Here is a 19,622-nt window from a genome sequence, read left to right as displayed (position 1 = left end):
CAACGATGACCGAGCCGCAGGAGACCGGGTCGCCCAACGGCGGCGGCCCGGCGGTACCGCAGACCCGCACCGCCCGCCACCGCCGGATCGTGGACATCCTCAACCGGCAGGCGGTCCGCTCCCAGAGCCAGCTCGCCAAGCTGCTCGCCGACGACGGCCTGTCCGTCACCCAGGCGACGCTCTCGCGCGATCTGGACGAGCTGGGCGCGGTCAAGATCCGCAACACCGGCGGCGAGCTGATCTACGCGGTGCCCAGCGAGGGCGGCGACCGCAAACCGCGCGCCCCGCTGGGCGAGTCCGCCAAGGAGGAGCGCATGCGCCGCCTCTCCGGCGAACTCCTCATCTCCGCCGAGGCGTCCGCCAACCTCGTCGTGCTGCGCACCCCGCCCGGCGCCGCCCAGTTCCTGGCCTCGGCCATCGACCAGGCCGAACTCCACGACATCCTCGGCACCATCGCCGGCGACGACACCCTGCTGTTGATCAGCCGCGATCCGGCCGGCGGACAGGCGCTGGCGGACCATCTCCTGCGGCTGGCCCAGGGCGCGCACTGACCCTTCCGGCCCCGCCCTTCACCCTCTGTGTAGATCTATGTGCATATAGTGACCGACGGTGCGGTGGTGAGCCCCGTACGTCCTGCTGCGGGCGCCGCCGTACGGCCATGCGCCGCCGGAACGCGGCGTCACCATCCTCTGCGTCGGCCGGGGCCGGTCCGCAGGAAGGAGCACTGCACAGTGAAGCTTCGGCGGAAGGGCGGGCCGCGCAGCGCGGCGGCCGGCACGGCGGTCCTCTGCGGCGCCCTGGCCCTGGCGGGCTGTTCGGGCAGCAGCTCCGAACCCTCCGGCAGCGCGCCGGTCAGCACCGCCGCGGGCGGTATCGCCTGCGGCAAGGCGGCCACGCTGAACGCCTCGGGCTCGACGGCGCAGCAGTACGCCATGAAGTACTGGATCAAGACCTACACCCGGGCCTGCCACGACACCACGATCAACTACGACGGCAACGGCTCCGGGGCCGGCCAGAAGGACTTCCTGCACGGCAAGACCGCCTTCGCCGGATCGGACTCCCCGCTCAGCGCCGACCAGGTGACCCAGTCCAAGAAGGTCTGCACCGGCGGCGGCCACGCGATCCACCTGCCGGCTGTCGCCGGACCGATCGCGGTCGCCTTCCACCTCCCCGGCGTCGACCGGCTGATCCTCGACGCCCCCACCCTCGCCAAGATCTTCAACGGGCAGCTCACCAAGTGGAACGATCCGGTGATCGCACAGCTCAACAAGGGTGCCAAGCTGCCCGCCATGCCGATCAGGACGTTCCACCGCGCCGACTCCTCCGGCACGACGGACAACTTCACGGCCTACCTCGCCGCCGTGGCCCAGGGCGCCTGGCCGTACGCGCACAGCAAGGAGTGGCCCGCCAAGGGCGGTCAGGCCGTCACCGGATCCTCCGACCTGGCCACCCAGGTGCAGCGGACCGAGGGCGCGATCGGCTACGTCGACCTGCCGTATGCCGTCGCCCGCATGCTGCGCACGGTCTCGGTCGACACCGGCGCCGCCACCCCCGCCGACGCCAATGTGATCGCGTCGTCCCATGCGATCTCCGGCGCCAAAACCGTCGACACGGGCAATGACGTCCTGCTGAAACTCGACTACGCGACCAAGGCGCCGGGTGCCTACCCCATCAATGCGGTCACCTACGAAATCGTCTGCAACAAGGGCAACAAACCGGCGACCTGGCCCGCCACCAAGGCGTTCCTGACCTATATCGCCAGCCCGAAGGGGCAGCAGAACCTGACCTTCCAGGGCTATGCGACGCTGCCGGCGGCCGTGGTGAACAAGGTCCGCAGCGAGATCGGCACCCTGTCGTGACCCGGGGTGGGGCGCCGTAACCCGGCGTGGGCCCACGTCACGCGGCATGGGAAGACCCACGTCACGCGGCATGGGAAGACCCACGTCACGCGGCATGGAAAAGGCCCGCCGATCTGGGATTTCTCCCGTATCGGCGGGCCTTTGTCGCACCGTCGGGACGACAGGATTTGAACCTGCGACCCCTTGACCCCCAGTCAAGTGCGCTACCAAGCTGCGCCACGTCCCGGTGCTCGTGCCGGCCGGAAGAATCCCGGCCGGGGCGTGCAGAAGAAAAATACCCTGTCCCCGGCCCTGATTCCAAAGCGGGGCCTCTTCCGGCCGATTCCGGGCATCCCGGCGGGCGCCGCCGGGCCGTGTTTGGATGGGGTATGACCCGAAAGTCCCGTAATGCCGGTTCCTCTCATGGTGGTGCCCGTTCTGCCGGTATCCGTGTGCGCCGGGTGTACGACCCTCCGGAGCCGGACGACGGCGCCCGGGTGCTGGTGGACCGGCTGTGGCCACGGGGGCTGTCGAAGTCCGATGCGGCGCTGGCCGAGTGGTGCAAGGACGCGGCGCCCTCGTCGGAGCTGCGGCGCTGGTACGGCCATCAGGAGGAGCTCTACGACGCCTTCGCCGAGCGCTATCGCGAGGAGCTGGCCCAGGAGGCGGCGCAGTCCGCCCTGGAGCGGCTGCGGGAGCTGGCGGCGGACGGGCCGCTGACGCTGCTCACCGCGACGAAGGACGTGGAGCGAAGTCATGTCCGGGTACTCCTCGACCTCCTGCGCGAGGACTCCTGATTGCTTAGGGCGCTCCGTGCGGCAGTCCGTGCGGAAACGCGCCCTGCGCCCCTCCCGGCGCCCTGTCCGCGCGTCGCTGACCTGCGCCTTCATCGATCCATTGACGAAACATACGGTGGAGTGCATACTTATACCCATCAGCGTATGCACGTAAGGAGAATCCCGTGACCGAGCGCGTCGTACTCGCCTACTCGGGCGGCCTGGACACCTCTGTCTGCATCGGCTGGATCGCCGAGGAGACGGGCGCCGAGGTCATCGCCGTTGCCGTGGACGTCGGCCAGGGCGGCGAGGACCTGGACGTCATCCGCAAGCGCGCGCTCGCCTGCGGCGCGGTGGAGGCGGAGGTCGCCGACGCCAAGGACGAGTTCGCCGATGAGTACTGTCTGCCGGCGATCAAGGCCAATGCGCTGTACATGGACCGCTACCCGCTGGTCTCGGCGCTCTCCCGGCCGGCGATCGTCAAGCATCTGGTCGCCGCCGCCGAGAAGCACGGCGCGACCACCGTCGCCCACGGCTGCACCGGCAAGGGCAACGACCAGGTCCGCTTCGAGGCCGGTATCTCCTCCCTCGCCCCCGACCTCAAGTGCATCGCCCCCGTCCGGGACTACGCGATGACCCGGGACAAGGCGATCGCCTTCTGCGAGGAGAAGAACCTCCCGATCGCGACGACCAAGAAGTCGCCGTACTCCATCGACCAGAACGTCTTCGGGCGGGCCGTGGAGACCGGCTTCCTGGAGGACATCTGGAACGCCCCGATCGAGGACGTCTACGAGTACACCCAGAACCCGGCGACCCCCCGCGAGGCCGACGAGGTCGTCATCACCTTCGAGCAGGGTGTCCCGGTCGCCCTGGACGGCAGGAAGGTCACCGTCCTGGAGGCGATCCAGGAGCTCAACCGGCGGGCCGGCGCCCAGGGCGTCGGCCGGATCGACATGGTCGAGGACCGCCTCGTCGGCATCAAGTCCCGCGAGGTCTACGAGGCGCCCGGCGCCATCGCGCTGATCACCGCGCACCAGGAGCTGGAGAACGTCACCGTCGAGCGCGAACTGGCCCGCTACAAGCGGCAGGTCGAGCAGCGCTGGGGCGAGCTGGTCTACGACGGCATGTGGTTCTCCCCGCTCAAGCGGGCCCTGGACGGCTTCATCGCCGAGGCCAACCAGGCCGTCTCCGGCGACATCCGGATGACGCTGCACGGCGGCCGCGCGGTCGTCACCGGCCGGAAGTCCGACCAGTCGCTCTACGACTTCAACCTGGCGACGTACGACACCGGCGACACCTTCGACCAGTCCCTCTCGAAGGGCTTCATCGAGCTCTTCGGGATGTCCAGCAAGATCGCGTCCAAGCGCGACCTGGCCTGAACCCCTCTCGTTACGCACGACAGCCGCCTCCTCGCCCTCGCGGCGAGGGGGCGGTGCCGCACATCCCACCCTCCGAGGAGCAGCAGTGAGCAGCAACAGCGGTGACGTCCGGCTCTGGGGCGGCCGTTTCGCCGCCGGACCAGCGGACGCCCTGGCCCAGCTGTCGGCATCCGTCCACTTCGACTGGCGGCTCGCCCCGTACGACATCGCCGGATCCCGTGCGCACGCCCGGGTCCTGCACAAGGCGAATCTGCTCACCGAGGACGAGCTGACGCGCATGATCGCCGGGCTCGACCAACTGGAGGCCGATGTCGCCGACGGCTCGTTCACCGGCACCATCGCCGACGAGGACGTCCACACCGCCCTGGAGCGCGGGCTGCTGGAGCGGCTCGGCCCGGACCTCGGCGGCAAGCTGCGGGCCGGCCGGTCCCGTAACGACCAGGTGGCCACGCTCTTCCGGATGTATCTGCGCGACCACGCCCGGATCATCGGCGGGCTGATCGCCGACCTCCAGGAGGCGCTGGTCGGCCTCGCCGAGGCGCACCCGGACGTCGCCATGCCCGGCCGGACCCACCTCCAGCACGCCCAGCCGGTGCTCTTCGCCCACCATGTGCTGGCGCACGTCCAGTCGCTGTCGCGGGATGCGGAGCGGCTGCGGCAGTGGGACGAGCGGACCGCCGTCTCGCCCTACGGGTCGGGCGCGCTGGCCGGCTCCTCGCTCGGCCTGGACCCCGAGGCGGTCGCCGCTGACCTGGGCTTCGAGCACGGCAGCGCGGGCAACTCGATCGACGGTACGGCCGCGCGGGACTTCGTCGCCGAATTCGCGTTCATCACGGCGATGATCGGCGTCAACCTCTCCCGTATCGCCGAGGAAGTCATCATCTGGAACACGAAGGAGTTCTCCTTCGTCACCCTCGACGACGCCTTCTCCACCGGCTCGTCGATCATGCCGCAGAAGAAGAACCCGGACATCGCCGAGCTGGCGCGCGGCAAGTCGGGCCGGCTCATCGGCAATCTGACGGGCCTGATGGCCACGCTCAAGGCGCTGCCGCTCGCCTACAACCGCGACCTCCAGGAGGACAAGGAGCCGGTGTTCGACTCCTGTGACCAACTGGAGGTGCTGCTCCCGGCGTTCACCGGCATGATGGCCACGCTGACGGTGCACCGCGAGCGGATGGAAGAGCTGGCCCCGGCCGGGTTCTCGCTGGCCACCGATATCGCGGAGTGGCTGGTGCGGCAGGGCGTGCCGTTCCGGGTGGCGCACGAGGTCGCGGGCGAGTGCGTCAAGGAGTGCGAGGCGCACGGCATCGAGCTGGACCAGCTCACCGACGAACAGTTCGCCAAGATCTCGCCGCATCTGACGCCCGAGGTCCGCGGCGTCCTCAACGTCCCCGGCGCGCTGGCCTCGCGCAGCGGCCGCGGCGGCACCGCGCCCTCGGCGGTCGCGGTCCAGCTGGCCGAGGTCCGGGCCGATCTGGCCGCACAGCAGGAGTGGGCGGCGGCCAAGCGGAAGTAGCACGCAAAGGCAGCCTTCAGGCGGCCCCCGTCCGGTCATCGGGCGGGGGCCGCCGTCGTTCGCCGTGGATCCCGCTCCGGGCCCGAGCGACCCGCCCGATGAGACAATGATGTCTCATTCGGCTAGTCTGTGTCTCATGGCTGTGGATCGCGAACAGGTACTCACCCAGGCCGCCGCGCTGCTCGCCCGGCGGTCGACGACCTCGATGGACGAGATCGCCCGCGCCGCCGGCATCAGCCGGGCCACCCTGCACCGGCACTTCGCCGGGCGCGATGCGCTGATCCGCGCCCTGGAGCAGCTCGGCATCGAACAGTTCACCCAGGCCATGGACGCCGCCCGGCTCGACGACGGACCCGCCCCCGACGCACTGCGCCGACTGATCACCGAAGCCGAACAGGTCGCCGGCGTGCTGGCCTTCCTCTTCACCGAGAACCAGCTCTTCGAGGGCGAGGAGGTCAACGCCGGCTGGGCCCGCCTCGACGCCCGCCTGCACGCCCTCTTCCGCCGCGGCCAGGAGGAGGGCGACCTCCGTATCGACCTCAGCGCCGCCTGGCTGACCGAGGCGTTCTACGGCCTGATCGGCGCGGCCGCCTGGGCCGTCCACGAAGGGCGCGTCGCACGGGGCGAACTCAATCATTCGATCGCCGAGCTGCTGCTCGGCGGCATCCGACGGAGCATGGAGAAATGACCGAGACCGCAGCGTTCGGACCGGCCGGTTCGGCCCATGTGGACGATCAGCCCCGCCCGGGCCGCTGGCTCGCCCTCGCCGTCCTCGTCCTCGCCGTCCTGCTGGTCGGCGTCGACGCCACGGTCCTCGGCCTGGCCACCCCGTTCCTGAGCGAGGATCTGAAGCCGTCCGGCACACAGCTGCTGTGGATCGGCGACATCTACTCCTTCGTCATCGCCGGCCTCCTGGTCTCCATGGGCAGCCTCGGCGACCGGATCGGCCGCAAGAAACTGCTGCTGATCGGCTCCGTCGCCTTCGGCGGGCTGTCGGTGGTGTGCGCGTACTCCACCACCCCGGAGATGATGATCGCCGCCCGCGCCCTGCTGGGCGTGGCCGGTGCGACGCTGATGCCGTCCACCCTGGCGCTGATCCGCAACCTCTTCCACGACCCCAAGGAACGCAGCCTCGCGGTCGGCATATGGGGCGCGATGGCCTCGGCCGGCACCGCCGTCGGCCCGGTCCTCGGCGGCTTTCTGCTCGGCCACTTCTGGTGGGGCTCGGTCTTCCTGATCAACCTTCCGGTGATGGCCCTCCTGGTCGTCGTCGGCATCAGGGTGATCCCCGAATCCCGCCATCCCGATCCCGGCCCCTGGGACATCCCCAGCGTCGCACTGTCCCTGGTGGGCATCGTGGGCGTCGTCTACGCCATCAAGGAGGCGGCGGTCCACGGCTACCGCGCCGACATCCTGGCCGCCGGCCTGATCGGGCTGCTCGCGCTGTTCGTCTTCGTACGCCGCCAGCTCAGCCTGGACTCCCCGCTGCTCAACATGAAGCTCTTTCACCACCGGGGCTTCTCCGGCGCCGTACTGGCCGACCTCCTGACCATCCTCGGCCTGTCCGGGCTGGTCTTCTTCCTCTCCCAGTTCCTCCAGATGGTCCAGGTGCGTTCGCCGCTGAACGCCGGGCTCACCGAACTGCCCGCCGCGGTCGGCGCGGTCGGCGCCGGACTCGCCGCCGGGCATGTCGCCCGCAGACTGTCCGTACGCCTCGTGGTGGCCGGCGGCCTCGCCATCGTCGGGCTGTCGCTCGTCGGCTCCACCACCCTGCACGCCGACACCGGCACCGCCTCGATCGGCCTGATCCTCTTCGTCGTCGGCGTCGGCGCGGGCTTCTCCTTCACCGTCACCGCCGATGTGATCCTCTCCAGTGTCCCCAAGGAGGAGGCCGGCGCCGCCTCGGCGGTCTCCGAGACGGCCTACGAACTCGGCTCGGCCCTCGGCATCGCCCTGCTCGGCTCCATCGTCACCGGCATCTACCGCGACTTCCCGGCGCCCCCCGGCATCCCCGCCGGTACCGAGGCGGCCGCCCGCGAATCGCTCGGCGGCGCCATGGAGGCCGCCAAGGACCTCCCCGCCCACCAGGCCACCGCCCTGGTGAGGTCCGCTCAGCACACCTTCGTCGAGGGCCTGGACATCGCCGTCGGAGTGAGCGCCGTGGTGCTGCTGGGCGCGGCCGTCGCCGCATGGATCCTCCTGCGGGGCCAGGAACTGGGCAACACCCCGGCGCCGCCGGAGCCGGCCGCGGACGCCGAGCGGGAGCCGCAGCCGGAGACGCTGGGCGGCGGGGGCGCCTGAGGGCCGCGCCCCCTCGCCTGACGGTCCGACACCTACCGGAACGGCCGCCCCGCCGCGCCCCCGCCCGGCGACATCCGGGTCATGACCGGCCCCGACGGGCGTGTCCTCCAAGGCGCCGTGCCATGCACGCGCCATGATCCACAACGACACGCCCTGGGGGCGACTGTCCCCGGTCGTTCACGCCCGGTAGGTGCCCCGGCGGCCGGACGCCCCGCACGGCTCGCTCGACTCTCCCGTCGTCCCCCCACGGTCGGCCCGCTCAGGAGAGAGACGCAGTGCGCGACATCGGACGACGGTACTTCTTCACCGCCGCGGGGGCCCTCGCCACCGCAAGCGCCATCGGCAGCAACGCCTACGCCACCGGACACGCCCGCGACGCGGGCACCGCCGACGAATACGTCGATGTGCAGTTGCTCAACATCACCGATCTGCACGGCTATCTCCAAGGCGCGCCCGGCGCACACTCCCGCATCACCGGAGCGGGCGGTGCGACCTACACCGTCGGCGGCGTCGCGTACATGGCGGCACATCTGGAACGGTTGCGCGCCGACCACCGCAACTCCCTCTTCTTCGCCCCCGGAGACCTCTTCTCCGGCTGGGAGTTCGATGCCGCCTCCCTCGCCGACGAACCCACCATCGAAGCGCTCAACGCCCTGGGGCTGGACTTTGCCTCCGCCGGAAACCACGAATTCGACAAATCGGCGACGTTTCTGACCTCCCATATCGGAAAAGGCGTCCCCTATCCCACCGTGGACCGCGACGACTTCTTCGAGGACTCCACCGGCCACCGCTTCCGCGGCGCGAATTTCCCGTACTACAGCGCCAATATGGTCTGGAACGAAAGCGGCAAGACCGTCCTGTCGCCGTACAACATCGTCTATGTCGACGCCGGCCGCGGCCGCACCCTGCCCATCGGCTTCATCCACCTCACGGCCCTGGGCGCCGAGACCTTCCCCGGCTCCTACCAGCCCGGACTGCGCACCCTCGACGAACTGGAAACCGCCAACCGCTGCGCCGCCGAGCTGAAATCACGCGGCGTCAACGCGATCGTGCTCAGCATGCACGACGGCGCCGTCGCCGGCAGCGACTTCTCCAGCGGCAGCAACCCCTCCGGCCCCGCCTACGAACTGGCGCTGCGCGTCACCTCGGACATCGACGCCATCGTCACCGGCCACTGGCACTGCGCCTTCACCATGATGCTGCCCGACCCCCAGGGCAACCCCCGCCCGTTCGTCGAGGCAGGCTGCTACGGCCAGTTGATCAACGAGATCAATCTGCGACTCGACCCCGTCACCGGCGAGGTGATCCGGCCGCTGACCACGGCCACCAACCACCCCAACACCCGCGAGGTCACCCCCCATCCCGAACTGCGGTCCATCGCCGACTACTGGGCGGGCTACGCCACCCGCCGCGCCGCCACCCCCCTCGGCACCCAGTCCGCCTCCTTCACCCGCCGCCGCAACGCCGCGGGCGAGAGCAGCATGGGCGATCTGGTGGCCGACTGGGCGCTCTGGGCGGGCGGGCAGCCGCACGGCCCGATGGACGATGCGGGCGGCAACCCCAACATCCCCGCCGAACTCGCCGTCATCGCCGTCGCCCCACGCGTCGGCCAGGCCATCATCGCCGGCGACCTGGTACGCGACGAGGCATCGGGCGGCATCATCACACTCGGCCGCGCCTGGAACGCCGTCGGCTTCGGCGACCCGATCATGACGGTGACCGTCACCGGGGCCCAGATCCACGACGCGCTGGAGGAGCAGTGGGCCCCCGCCGCCGACGGGGGCCTGAGCTTCGCGCCGCTGGCCGTCTCCGCCAACGTCCGCTACACCTTCGACGCCGCCGGTCCCGTCGGCCGCCGCGTCGACCCCGCCGAGGTCTTCATCGGCAACGCCGCACTCGATCCGGCCCGCAGCTACCGCCTCGCCGCCCCCTCGTACACCTTGATCAACCAGGACGGCTACAGCGCCTTCTCCGGCTTCACCGCCCCCGTACGCCACACCCGCGACTTCGAGAGCTTCGTGGAATTCCTCCGCACCCAGAAGCAGCTGACGCCCGCCCCGCTCAACCGGGTCGCGGTGAAGAACGCGGAGGTACCGGGCGCCCGGATCGGCAGCGTCCCCGAACACTTCCAGCAGCAGTCCGACGGCGGCAAGGTCCCGCGGCCCGAGGCGGCGCTGCGCACGGCGCTGACCGGAGGGCCCGAAGGCCAGCGTTCGCCGGGCGGTTTCCGGGTGCCGTGCTGAATCCTGTGCTGAATTCCGTGCCGAACACCGTGCCGAAAAGCGGAACGCAAAGGGCCCCGTCCGGAAAGCGGACGGGGCCCTGCGGCGCGGAGGGGGAAGCCGGGTCAGGCGGCGGACCGGGCCTTGGTGGCGTAGATGTCGACGTACTCCTGGCCGGACAGGTCCATCACATCGCTCATCACCTCGTCGGTGACGGCCCGCAGGACGTAGCGGTCGCGGTCCATCCCGTCATAGCGGGAGAAGTCCAGCGCCTCGCCGAAGCGGATGGTGACCGGGGCAAGCCGCGGCCGGCCCTTGCCGCCGGGCTGCACCTTGTCCGTGCCGATCATGGCGAACGGGACGACGGGGGCGCCGGTCATCAGCGCGAGCCGGGCGATGCCGGTGCGGCCGCGGTAGAGGCGGCCGTCGGGGGAGCGGGTGCCCTCGGGGTAGATGCCGAACGCCTTGCCCTCCTCCAGGACGCGGCGGCCGGTCATCAGCGCCGCGACCCCGCCGTGCCCGCCGTCCCGGTCCACCGGGATCATGCCGGCGCTGGTGAAGAACCAGGCCATCAGCCGCCCCTTGAGGCCCTTGCCGGTGACGTACTCGTCCTTGCCGATGAAGTAGACCGGGCGCTTGACGACCAGGCTCAGGAACAGCGAGTCGATGAAGGTGACGTGGTTGCCGGCCAGGATCACCGGGCCGGTCTCCGGGATGCGCTCCATGCCCTCGACCTTGGGGTGGTACAGGACACGCATGAGGAATCCGAGAATCGCCTTCAGCACAATGCGGGACAACGGGTCCTCCGGTCGTGACGGGTCAGCGTCGGGGCAGCAGGGAATCTGCAGCCAAGGACGATACTCGCGGGTCATCTGCGTGCGCACATCGGGTTCACACGGTCGATACGGAGAGTTGACCCACGGTTGATGTGGGTCACCGCGTATGCGCTGTGCTGTTGCCGTAAGTCACCCCCGCGTGCTTACGATCTGCGGTGGTTTGGCAGGTACGAGTCAGGCCACCCCCACCTCAAGGAGCATACGCACCATGCAGAATCGGCAGCAGCCAGGACGGCGGACACTGCTGGGGGCCGCGGCCCTCGGCACGGGCGCGGCGGTGTTCGGCGGAGCCGGGCAGGCCAGTGCCCGCCAGCTGGGCGGGGCGCAGGCACAGGCCCGTGTGTCGCGGGACGGCGGGGTGCCGCAGGAGCTGCCGGTGCCGCTGGTGGTCGGCCACCGCGGCGCGAGCGGCCACCGCCCCGAGCACACCTTCGGCTCGTACGAGCTGGCGCTGGCGATGGGCGCGGACGTCATCGAGGCGGGTGACCTCGTACCGACCAAGGACGGCCATCTCATCTGCCGTCACGAGAACGACATCTCCGCCACCACCGATGTCGCGGACCACCCCGAGTTCGCCGACCGCAAGACCACGAAGACGGTCGACGGCAAGAAGATCACCGGCTGGTTCACCGAGGACTTCACGCTCGCCGAGATCAAGACCCTGCGCGCCAAGGAGCGCATACCGGACATCCGGCAGCACAACACCCTCTACGACGGCGTCTGGCAGATCCCGACCTTCGAAGAGGTCCTGAAGTGGGCCCGGAAGAAGGAGCGCGAGCGCGGAGCCCCGGTCTGGCTGCACATCGAGACCAAGCACCCCACCTACTTCCGCAAACTGGGCCTGGACCTGGAGGAGCGGGTGGCCAAGCTGCTGCACCGGTACGGCCGCAACAAGAAGAACTCCCCGAACTTCCTCCAGTCCTTCGAGCCCAGCAGCATCCAGCGGCTCGGCCGGCTGGGCCTGGACTGCCCCAAAGTGGTGCTGCTCGACGAGCCGAGCGTGCGGCCCGCGGACTTCGTCGAGGCCGGCGACCCGCGCACCACGGCCGACCTGCTCAAGCCGGAGGGGCTCAAGTGGATCGCGGGCTTCGCCCAGGGCATCGGGCCCTGGCTGCCGCAGATCATCGCGCAGGACAAGGACGGCAAGCTCGGCAGGCCCACCACGCTCGTCCGCGACGCGCACGCCGCGGGCCTGGCCGTGCAGCCGTACACCGTGCGCAACGAGAACAGCTTCCTGCCGCTGGACTTCCGCGTCGGCAAGAACCCGGGCGACTACGGCAACTCCCTCGCGTACTTCAAGGCGCTCTTCGCGACCGGCATCGACGGGCTGTTCTCCGACGACCCGGACACCGCGCTGCTCGCCGCCGAGGAGTTCCGTAAGAGGTGACACCCGCGGAGCGCCGCGCCCCACCGGGAATTTCCCTCATATCTCATCTGAGTTGGGAATGTCACACAGGAGCATCAGGCCGGTGGGGATTGCCACTGCCACTTTCCGGGGAACCCGGAAACACGCAGCGAACCGAATAAGGGGAGGCATACGCGCATGGGCACCAGCGTGACCATCTCTGCGGCGTCCGACCAGGATGCCGAACACATCCTCAAACTCCAGTACCTCTGCTACCAGTCGGAGGCCGCGCTGTATGACGACTACGGCATCGAGCCGCTCACCCAGACGCTCGCCGCCCTGCGACGCGAACTGGACGAGGGATGTGTGCTGGTGGCCCGGCTCGGCGGGGAGGTCGTCGGATCCGTACGCGGCACCGTCGACGCGGACGGGACGGCGAGGATCGGCAAGCTGATCGTCCACCCGCGCATGCAGCGGCACGGGCTGGGCGGCCGGCTGCTCGCCGCCGTCGAGCAGCGGCTGGCGGCCGAGCGTTCCGCCAAGCGCTACCGCCTCTTCACCGGTCATCGCAGCGAGGGCAATCTGCGGCTCTACCGCAGCCACGGCTATGTGCCCGTCGGGACCGAGCGGCTCAGCCGCACGCTGAACGAGATCACGCTGGAGAAGGAACTGGCGACGGCCGACGTCTACGTCGCCGGTGCCTGACCCCCGGACCGGTGCGTGGGCCCGCTGTGGGGGCGGGCCCGCGCACCGTTTGCTTGTCCGCCGGGGGGCTACGCCGCCTCCGTGCGGGCCCGGCGCAGCCACATCAGGCCGGTGACGGGGAGGGCGACGGGGATGAAGAGGTAGTCCATGCCGTAGTCCGACCACACGGTGGCGTCGGGGAAGGCGGACGGCTCGACCAGCGTCCAGGTGCCGATGCCCAGCACCCCGATCAGCTCCAGCGCACAGGAGACGGCCGCCGCCTTGCGGGCGCCCTCGCCGCCGCGGACCAGCGAGAAGAGGATGAAGCCGTAGACGACCGCGGAGACGGCCGAGAGGCTGTACGCCAGCGGCGCCACGTGGAACTGGGCGATCACCTGGTAGAGGGAGCGGGACGCGGCCGCGACGGTGAAGACGCCGTAGAGCGTGACCAGGAGCCGGCCGGGGCCGCTGCCCAGGGACTGCTTCGCCGGAGCCGAGGCGGCCTCCGCGGCCGTGGACGTCGCGGATGTCGTGGTGTCAGGCACTGCCGCCTCCCCAGATGTCGAAAAGCCGTACTTCCAGCACCGCCAGCACGATGCCGCCCGCCGCAACGGTGGCCGAACCCCAGCGGGTTCGCTCGGACAGCGACATGAAACCGGTCGCCGGGATGCAGGCCGAGGCCCCCAGGAGATACGCCACGAAGATCGCGGTGCCCTGGTCCGGCGACTGCCCGCGCGCCAACTGCACGCACCCTATGACCAGTTGGGCGATGCCGAGCAGGGACACCAGGGCCATGCCGATGAAGTGCCAGTCCTTGGTGGGCTGGTCGCGATAGGTGGCCCAGCCGCACCAGGCGGCCAGGGCGAGAGCGGTCGCGGCGATCGCGACGGTCAGGGCGTCGATCACCGCGAGCTCCGCGCGGTGCTGCGGTGCACCGGGGGGTTGTGGGGCATGGGGCGATGCTAATCGGCGGCGGGCGGGGGAGTGCGCCCGGCCCCGGCACGGCACGCCCGCCCGTAAGGCCCGGCCGCGGCCCCCGCCCGCCGCCGGGCGGCCGGGCGTGGCCTTGACCACAGCACCCGGGTTGGGGGAGCGGGTCACGGACGGCGCCGCGGCCGGGCTACCGGCGGTATCCGCGCAGGCCACGGGCCGGGCGGCACAGGGCCCCGCCGGGGAGCGGGCCGCCGTCCACGGACCGGTCGGCCATGTCCGCTATGCGGACGGGCTTGATCCGGCCACGCAGCCGTCTGGTTTACTTGCCGCCATGACCACGACGAGCTGCCGCATCCGCGCGACCGAGGCGATCACGACGCCCGGTGCTCGTTGCCTGTGTCGAATGTGTGACCGCTGAGGGCCCCCGTTTGAGCCTCGCGCCCCGAAGCGAGACCCTCCCCCGCGCTCCTACGGAGCAGGGGACTCCTCATGAGCCGTACGTCAGCGACGACACCGGCCGCCCCGCGTCACCGGAACCCGAAGCCGGGCCCCAGGCCCCCCGGGTACCCCTCTGCCGCACTCGCAAGAATGCCCCGTGCCCGGCGGGCGAGCCGCCCGGCACTCGACAGTGACGGAATTCCCTGTGATCACCACAACGGGCCTGACCAAGGTCTACCGTTCAGGAGACCGCGAAGTCACCGCCCTGGACGGCGTCGACCTGCACGTCCGCGAGGGCGAGGTGTACGGCGTCCTCGGCCAGAGCGGCGCCGGTAAATCCACCCTCATCCGCTGCCTGAACCTCCTGGAGCGCCCCACCTCCGGCACGGTCACCGTCGCCGGCCAGGAACTCACGTCCATCGCGGGGCGCGGCATGCGCGCAAGCGCCCGGCTCCGTGCCGCCCGCAGCCACATCGGCATGGTCTTCCAGCACTTCAACCTGCTGTCCTCGCGCACCGTGCAGGACAACGTCGAACTGCCCCTGGAGATCCTCAAGGTCGACCGGCGCGAGCGCTCCCGCAAGGCCCTCGAACTGCTCGACCTGGTGGGCCTGGCCGACAAGGCCGGGGCCTACCCCGCCCAGCTCTCCGGCGGCCAGAAGCAGCGCGTCGGCATCGCCCGCGCCCTGGCCGGCGACCCCAAGGTGCTGCTCTCCGACGAGGCCACCAGCGCCCTGGACCCGGAGACCACCCGCTCCATCCTCCAGCTGCTGCGCGACCTCAACCGCCAGCTCGGCCTGACCATCGTCCTGATCACCCACGAAATGGACGTCGTCAAGACCATCTGCGACTCGGCCGCCCTGATGAAGAACGGCCGCGTGGTGGAAGCCGGCACGGTCGCCGAGCTGCTCGCGACGCCTGGCTCCGAGCTGGCCCGCGAGCTGTTCCCGGTGGGCGGCGAGCCCTCCGGCGAGGACCGCACCGTCGTCGACATCACCTTCCACGGCTCGGCCGCCACCCGCCCGGTGATCTCCGAGCTGGCCCGTACCTACAACGTCGACATCTCCATCCTCGGCGCCGCCATGGACACCGTCGGCGGCAAGCAGATCGGCCGGATGCGCATCGAACTGCCCGGCCGCTTCGAGGAGAACGTCGTGCCCATCGGCTTCCTGCGCGAGCAGGGACTCCAGGTGGACGTGGCCGCGGAGGCCGAGCCCGCCGCCGCCGCGATCCCGGCCCCCGCCGCCACGCTCGAGAAGGAAGGCGCCAAGTGAGCTGGAACGAGATGCAGCCGCTGCTGTACGACAACACGCTCGACACCCTCTTCATGGTGTGGTGGTCGACGTTCTACGCCGTGCTGATCGGCATACCCGTCGGCGTGCTGCTGCATCTGACCGAGCGCGGCGCGCTGCTCCAGAACGTCGTGGTCAACAAGGTGCTCGGCGCGGTCGTGAACATCGGACGGTCCTTCCCGTTCCTGATCCTGATCGTGGTGCTGATCCCCTTCACCCGCATCCTGGTCGGCGTCTCCATCGGCCCCACCGGCGCGGTCGTCCCGCTCGCCATCGCCGCCATCCCCTTCTTCGCCCGCCTCGTCGAGGCCGCACTGCGCGAGGTGGACAAGGGCCTGGTCGAGGCCGCCCAGGCGATGGGCGGCGGCACCTGGACCATCGTCTTCAAGGTCCTGCTCCCGCAGGCGCTGCCCGCGCTGATCGCGGCCGTCACCACCACCGTCATCACGCTGATCGGCTACTCCGCGATCGCCGGTGCGGTCGGCGGCGGCGGCCTGGGCAACATCGCCTACACCTATGGCTACCAGCAGTACGAGACCTCCCTGATGATCACCACCGTCGTGGAGCTGATCCTCCTGGTCACCCTCGTCCAGCTGCTCGGCGACCTCGTCGTCCGCCGCCTGGCCTCCCGCGGCACCCGCGCCTCCTCCTCCCTGCGCGTCGGCCTGCGCCGCGCCCGCAGCGAGGAGCCGGCCGCCGTCACCGAGGCCGCCTGACCCCCACACCGCACCACCCCCACGAGCCCGGACCCTTTGCCGGGCGGACCACCCACGCGCCACCGGCGCGTGAACGTGAACAAGAAAGAGGCACTCTTCGTGCGCACCCTCATCAAGATCACCGTGGCGGCCACCGCCGCCTCCGCCGTCGCCTTCGGCACCGCCGCCTGCTCGGCCCCGTCCGACACCACCGCGAGCGCCAAGGGCGACAAGAACGCCCCGCTCGTCGTCGCCGCGAGCCCCACCCCGCACGGCACCATCCTCGACTTCGTCAAGAACAAGCTGGCGGCCAAGGCCGGGCTCAAGCTCGTCGTCAAGCCGTTCAACGACTACAAGATCCCCAACAAGGTCACCGACGACGGCCAGGTCGACGCCAACTTCTTCCAGCACAAGCCGTTCCTGGACACCTTCAACAAGGAGAACGGCACCCACATCGTGCCCGTCCAGAACGTGCTCATCGAGCCGCTCGGCGTCTACTCCAAGAAGATCCACAAGCTGTCGGAGCTGAAGTCCGGCTCCACCGTCTCGGTGCCCAACGACCCCTCCAACGAGGGCCGCGCGCTCAAGCTGCTCGCCGACAACGGTGTGATCACCCTCAAGCCCGGTGTCGGCTCCGACGCCAAGCTCACCGACGTCAAGGACGACAAGGGCGTCAAGATCACCGAGCTGGAGGCCGCCCAGACCGCGCCGCGCATCGACGACGTCGACGCCGCCGTCATCAACGGCAACTTCGCCATCGGCGCCCACCTCAAGCCCTCCAAGGACGCCCTGGCCCTGGAGAGCGCGAAGAACAACCCCTACGCCAACTTCCTGGCCGTCAAGAAGGGCCGCGAGAACGACCCGCGGATCAAGAAGCTGGCCAAGCTGCTGAACTCCCCCGAGGTCAAGAAGTTCATCGAGGACACGTACAAGGACGGCTCGGTCATCCCGGCCTTCGGTCCCGCAAAGAGCTGACCTGCACCGCAGCCCCTACGGGCCCCGGACCGCGCCGCCGCGGACCGGGGTCCGGCTGCGTGGCACATCCCCCGGCGGATGCTGCATGCTGGTGCCCTCGAAGACGGTCAAGACGCCCCTGACCTCACGTGACCCCACATCACGGCGGCCCGTGACGGCCCGGAGCACTACAGCCAACGGCGTTGGAGCAGCGGCATGACATCCACCTTTCCGGACATCTCCCTCAGCACGGAACGGCTGGTGCTGCGACCTCTCGACGAGGACGACATCCCCGCCCTGGCCGACATGATGAACGACGAGCTGGTCGCCGCCTGGACCGCGCTGCCCCAGCCCTACACCCGGGACGCCGCCCGCACCTGGGTCACCCGGTACGCCCCCGCCGAACGCACCGCGGGCCGCGGCCTCGACCTCGCGGTCAGCGAATTCCTCACCCAGCGCCTCGTCGGCGTCGTCCAGCTGGGCAACACCGACTGGCGGGTGCGCTCCACCGAGATCTCGTACATCATCGCCTCCTGGGCCCGCGGCGAGGGCTACGCCTCCGAGGCCACGCTCGCCTGCGCCCAGTGGCTCTTCGAGGACCAGGGGTTCGAGCGCCTGGAGCTGCGCACCGCCGCCGGCAACACCGCCTCCCAGCAGGTCGCCCAGAAGGTGGGCTGCATCAGCGAGGGAGTGCTGCGCAACGCCTGCATAGCCCGCAGTCGTACGGAGGACGGCGGCTGGACCGACATCCGCACGGACCAGATCGTCTGGAGCCTGCTGCCCGAGGACCTCGAAGGCGTACCCGCCCAACGGGTGGACGCCAACGGATTCGCCTACCCCGGGTGGAACTGACCCCGCGCCGCGACCGGCCCGTGCCCGACGGGGTACCCTCGGCCCGCCGCACCCCTCGCCACCAGCGAGGACACCCCCGCGGGGCACCCGCGGCGCCCCCTCCCCCCACCCCAGCAGCCCCAGGAGACTGACGCGCATGGCCGACCGGGTCACGGTGATCGGATGGGACGGCTCCGCACTGACCGCCGCCGCCCGCTCCGCCCTCGGCGCCGCGACGCTCGTGGCCGGCGCCGCCCACCATCTCGCACTGCCCGAAGTCCCCCCGCACGCCGAACGCATCCGCCTGGGCAGTCTCACCCTCGCCGCCCGCCGCATCGCCCAGCACCGCGGCACCGCCGTCGTCCTCGCCGACGGCGACCCCGGCTTCTTCGGCGTCGTCCGCACCCTGCGCGCCCCCGAATACGGCCTCGAGGTCGAAGTGGTGCCCGCCGTCTCCTCCGTCGCCGCCGCCTTCGCCCGCGCCGGCATGCCCTGGGACGACGCCCAGGTCGTCGTCGCCCACAGCCGCGATCTGCGCCGCGCGGTCAACGTCTGCCGCGCCCACACCAAGGTCGCCGTCCTCACCTCACCCGGCGCCGGCCCCGCCGAACTCGCCCTGCTGCTCGGCGGCGTCCACCGCACCTTCGTCATCTGTGAGGAACTGGGCACCGACCGGGAACGGGTGACCGTCCTCACCTCCGACAAGGTCGCCGACCACGTCTGGCGCGACCCCAACGTCGTCATCGTCATCGGCGGTTCACCCGCCGGCGCCGCCGCCCAGGGCACCGGCTGGATCGCCGCCCACGAGGCCGGCCACCCGGCAGGCCCCCGCGGCTGGGGCCTGCCGGCCGCCGCATACGGCGGGGCCCTCGGCGAAGGCGAGTCCGGCCAGCTGCGCACCGCCCAACTGGCCCGCCTCGGGCCGCGGGTGGGCGACCTGGTCTGGGACATCGGTACGGGCAGCGGCGCGGCCGCCGTGGAGGCCGCACGCTTCGGCGCGGCCGTCATCGCCGTGGACGCCGACCCCGAAGCCTGCGCCCGCACCGCCGCCCTCGCCCGCCGCTACGGCGTCCAACTCCAGGTCGTGGCCGGCCGCGCACCGCAGATCCTCGAAGACCTGCCCGAACCGGACGTGGTCCGCATCGGCGGCGGGGGAACGGCCGTCGTCACCGCCTGCGCCGACCGCCGCCCCGAACGGATCGTCACCCACGCCGCCACCCGCGACGAGGCCGAAGCACTCGGAAGGGCGCTCGCCGACGGGGGATATGACGTCGAATGCGCACTGCTCCAGTCCGTGGATTTGGACACCACGGCCTGGGTGGAACGTGAACGTTCCGTGGTCTTTCTGCTCAGTGGGTATCGCGTTTCTCACCCATGACCTGGAACGCAACCCGCGGGAGGTAGGCTGGCGGATCGTCGCGCCGCTGTTCCTCGTTCGGGTGAGTACGCCAATATCCGGAAATTGCCGTGGTTTTGGCGGAAAATAAAGCTCTAGAGGGCGGACGTGCCGCGCGGCGCGCTCGCTCGTTCTCGCTATCGGGGCGTCGGCGCGTCCCGGTCGAGCGCGTCGCACGAGCGGTTGG

The 19,622-nt window shown here is 70.6% G+C and carries 18 protein-coding genes and 1 tRNA gene; 15 read left to right on the top strand and 4 right to left on the bottom strand.

Annotated elements, in window-relative coordinates:
- The first annotated feature begins 5 nt into the window (after nucleotides 1-5).
- Entirely contained in the window at nucleotides 6-551 is a 546-nt protein-coding gene (locus B1H19_RS09860) for an arginine repressor (RefSeq protein WP_083104238.1), read from the top strand.
- A gap of 180 nt (nucleotides 552-731) precedes the next feature.
- Nucleotides 732-1,859, top strand: coding sequence for a phosphate ABC transporter substrate-binding protein PstS (gene pstS / locus B1H19_RS09855; RefSeq protein ID WP_083104237.1), 1,128 nt, complete (start codon nucleotides 732-734; stop codon nucleotides 1,857-1,859).
- Between the two features lie 152 nt (nucleotides 1,860-2,011).
- Here the strand turns inward: pstS and B1H19_RS09850 are convergent.
- Nucleotides 2,012-2,085, bottom strand: a tRNA-Pro gene (locus B1H19_RS09850).
- A 142-nt stretch (nucleotides 2,086-2,227) separates the two neighbouring features.
- Between B1H19_RS09850 and B1H19_RS09845 the strand changes: the two genes are divergently transcribed.
- The 6 genes from B1H19_RS09845 (at nucleotide 2,228) to B1H19_RS09820 (ending at nucleotide 10,053) form a co-directional block, all read left to right on the top strand.
- Nucleotides 2,228-2,635 carry a DUF488 domain-containing protein gene (locus B1H19_RS09845; protein ID WP_083104236.1) on the top strand — a complete coding sequence of 136 codons (408 nt, stop codon included), beginning with the start codon at nucleotides 2,228-2,230 and terminating at the stop codon, nucleotides 2,633-2,635.
- 164 nt (nucleotides 2,636-2,799) lie between these two features.
- A complete protein-coding gene (locus tag B1H19_RS09840) occupies nucleotides 2,800-3,993 on the top strand; it encodes an argininosuccinate synthase (protein WP_083104235.1) in 1,194 nt (397 codons plus the stop codon).
- 85 nt (nucleotides 3,994-4,078) lie between these two features.
- Nucleotides 4,079-5,509 carry an argininosuccinate lyase gene (argH, locus tag B1H19_RS09835; protein ID WP_083104234.1) on the top strand — a complete coding sequence of 477 codons (1,431 nt, stop codon included), beginning with the start codon at nucleotides 4,079-4,081 and terminating at the stop codon, nucleotides 5,507-5,509.
- A 136-nt stretch (nucleotides 5,510-5,645) separates the two neighbouring features.
- Nucleotides 5,646-6,197 carry a TetR/AcrR family transcriptional regulator gene (locus tag B1H19_RS09830; protein WP_083104233.1) on the top strand — a complete coding sequence of 184 codons (552 nt, stop codon included), beginning with the start codon at nucleotides 5,646-5,648 and terminating at the stop codon, nucleotides 6,195-6,197.
- Nucleotides 6,194-7,810, top strand: coding sequence for an MFS transporter (locus tag B1H19_RS09825; protein WP_083104232.1), 1,617 nt, complete (start codon nucleotides 6,194-6,196; stop codon nucleotides 7,808-7,810). The genes B1H19_RS09830 and B1H19_RS09825 overlap by 4 nt, the downstream gene beginning before the upstream one ends.
- 275 nt (nucleotides 7,811-8,085) lie before the next feature.
- Complete coding sequence (locus B1H19_RS09820) at nucleotides 8,086-10,053, top strand: bifunctional metallophosphatase/5'-nucleotidase (RefSeq protein WP_083104231.1); 1,968 nt, start codon at nucleotides 8,086-8,088, stop codon at nucleotides 10,051-10,053.
- Nucleotides 10,054-10,157: 104 nt separating this feature from the next.
- Here the strand turns inward: B1H19_RS09820 and B1H19_RS09815 are convergent, their stop codons facing one another.
- The gene (locus tag B1H19_RS09815; protein ID WP_083104230.1) at nucleotides 10,158-10,829 is read right to left on the bottom strand and encodes a lysophospholipid acyltransferase family protein; all 672 of its coding nucleotides are present in this window, start codon (nucleotides 10,827-10,829) and stop codon (nucleotides 10,158-10,160) included.
- A 247-nt stretch (nucleotides 10,830-11,076) separates the two neighbouring features.
- Here B1H19_RS09815 and B1H19_RS09810 point away from each other — a divergent pair, with 247 nt between their 5' ends.
- Nucleotides 11,077-12,255, top strand: coding sequence for a glycerophosphodiester phosphodiesterase (locus B1H19_RS09810; RefSeq protein WP_083104229.1), 1,179 nt, complete (start codon nucleotides 11,077-11,079; stop codon nucleotides 12,253-12,255).
- A gap of 156 nt (nucleotides 12,256-12,411) precedes the next feature.
- Nucleotides 12,412-12,918, top strand: a complete 507-nt coding sequence (locus B1H19_RS09805; protein WP_083104228.1) for a GNAT family N-acetyltransferase — start codon at nucleotides 12,412-12,414, stop codon at nucleotides 12,916-12,918.
- Between the two features lie 68 nt (nucleotides 12,919-12,986).
- Here B1H19_RS09805 and B1H19_RS09800 read toward each other — a convergent pair whose 3' ends face one another.
- Entirely contained in the window at nucleotides 12,987-13,442 is a 456-nt protein-coding gene (locus B1H19_RS09800) for a hypothetical protein (protein ID WP_083104227.1), read from the bottom strand.
- Entirely contained in the window at nucleotides 13,435-13,803 is a 369-nt protein-coding gene (locus B1H19_RS09795; protein WP_083104226.1) for a hypothetical protein, read from the bottom strand. The genes B1H19_RS09800 and B1H19_RS09795 overlap by 8 nt, the downstream gene beginning before the upstream one ends.
- A 670-nt stretch (nucleotides 13,804-14,473) precedes the next feature.
- On the opposite strand from B1H19_RS09795, the gene B1H19_RS09790 reads away from it, so the two are divergent.
- The 5 genes from B1H19_RS09790 to cbiE all read left to right on the top strand — a co-directional run bounded on the left by B1H19_RS09790 (nucleotide 14,474) and on the right by cbiE (nucleotide 19,417).
- Nucleotides 14,474-15,541 (top strand): methionine ABC transporter ATP-binding protein, encoded by a 1,068-nt coding sequence (locus B1H19_RS09790; protein WP_083104225.1) that lies wholly within the window; start codon nucleotides 14,474-14,476, stop codon nucleotides 15,539-15,541.
- On the top strand, nucleotides 15,538-16,275 hold the full coding sequence (locus B1H19_RS09785; RefSeq protein ID WP_083104224.1) for a methionine ABC transporter permease: 738 nt from the start codon (nucleotides 15,538-15,540) through the stop codon (nucleotides 16,273-16,275). Before B1H19_RS09790 ends, B1H19_RS09785 begins: the two co-directional genes overlap by 4 nt.
- Nucleotides 16,276-16,350: 75 nt before the next feature.
- Nucleotides 16,351-17,229 (top strand): MetQ/NlpA family ABC transporter substrate-binding protein, encoded by an 879-nt coding sequence (locus tag B1H19_RS09780; RefSeq protein WP_237289245.1) that lies wholly within the window; start codon nucleotides 16,351-16,353, stop codon nucleotides 17,227-17,229.
- Nucleotides 17,230-17,424: 195 nt separating this feature from the next.
- Complete coding sequence (locus B1H19_RS09775) at nucleotides 17,425-18,060, top strand: GNAT family N-acetyltransferase (protein WP_083104223.1); 636 nt, start codon at nucleotides 17,425-17,427, stop codon at nucleotides 18,058-18,060.
- 136 nt (nucleotides 18,061-18,196) lie between these two features.
- Nucleotides 18,197-19,417, top strand: a complete 1,221-nt coding sequence (cbiE, locus tag B1H19_RS09770; protein WP_083104222.1) for a precorrin-6y C5,15-methyltransferase (decarboxylating) subunit CbiE — start codon at nucleotides 18,197-18,199, stop codon at nucleotides 19,415-19,417.
- Nucleotides 19,418-19,622: the final 205 nt, after the last annotated feature.

Origin of the sequence: Streptomyces gilvosporeus (genome assembly GCF_002082195.1) — a bacterium.
Taxonomy (GTDB): Bacteria; Actinomycetota; Actinomycetes; order Streptomycetales; family Streptomycetaceae; genus Streptomyces; species Streptomyces gilvosporeus.
Note: the sequence above shows the minus strand (reverse complement) of the source record. Positions and strands in the feature narration are given on the sequence as shown.

Coding starts and splice junctions, on each gene's coding strand:
- B1H19_RS09860 (WP_083104238.1), top strand. CDS start 6: ATGACCGAGCCGCAGGAGACCGGGTCGCCCAACGGCGGCGGCCCGGCG.
- B1H19_RS09845 (WP_083104236.1), top strand. CDS start 2,228: ATGACCCGAAAGTCCCGTAATGCCGGTTCCTCTCATGGTGGTGCCCGT.
- B1H19_RS09830 (WP_083104233.1), top strand. CDS start 5,646: ATGGCTGTGGATCGCGAACAGGTACTCACCCAGGCCGCCGCGCTGCTC.
- B1H19_RS09825 (WP_083104232.1), top strand. CDS start 6,194: ATGACCGAGACCGCAGCGTTCGGACCGGCCGGTTCGGCCCATGTGGAC.
- B1H19_RS09810 (WP_083104229.1), top strand. CDS start 11,077: ATGCAGAATCGGCAGCAGCCAGGACGGCGGACACTGCTGGGGGCCGCG.
- B1H19_RS09805 (WP_083104228.1), top strand. CDS start 12,412: ATGGGCACCAGCGTGACCATCTCTGCGGCGTCCGACCAGGATGCCGAA.
- B1H19_RS09775 (WP_083104223.1), top strand. CDS start 17,425: ATGACATCCACCTTTCCGGACATCTCCCTCAGCACGGAACGGCTGGTG.
- cbiE (WP_083104222.1), top strand. CDS start 18,197: ATGGCCGACCGGGTCACGGTGATCGGATGGGACGGCTCCGCACTGACC.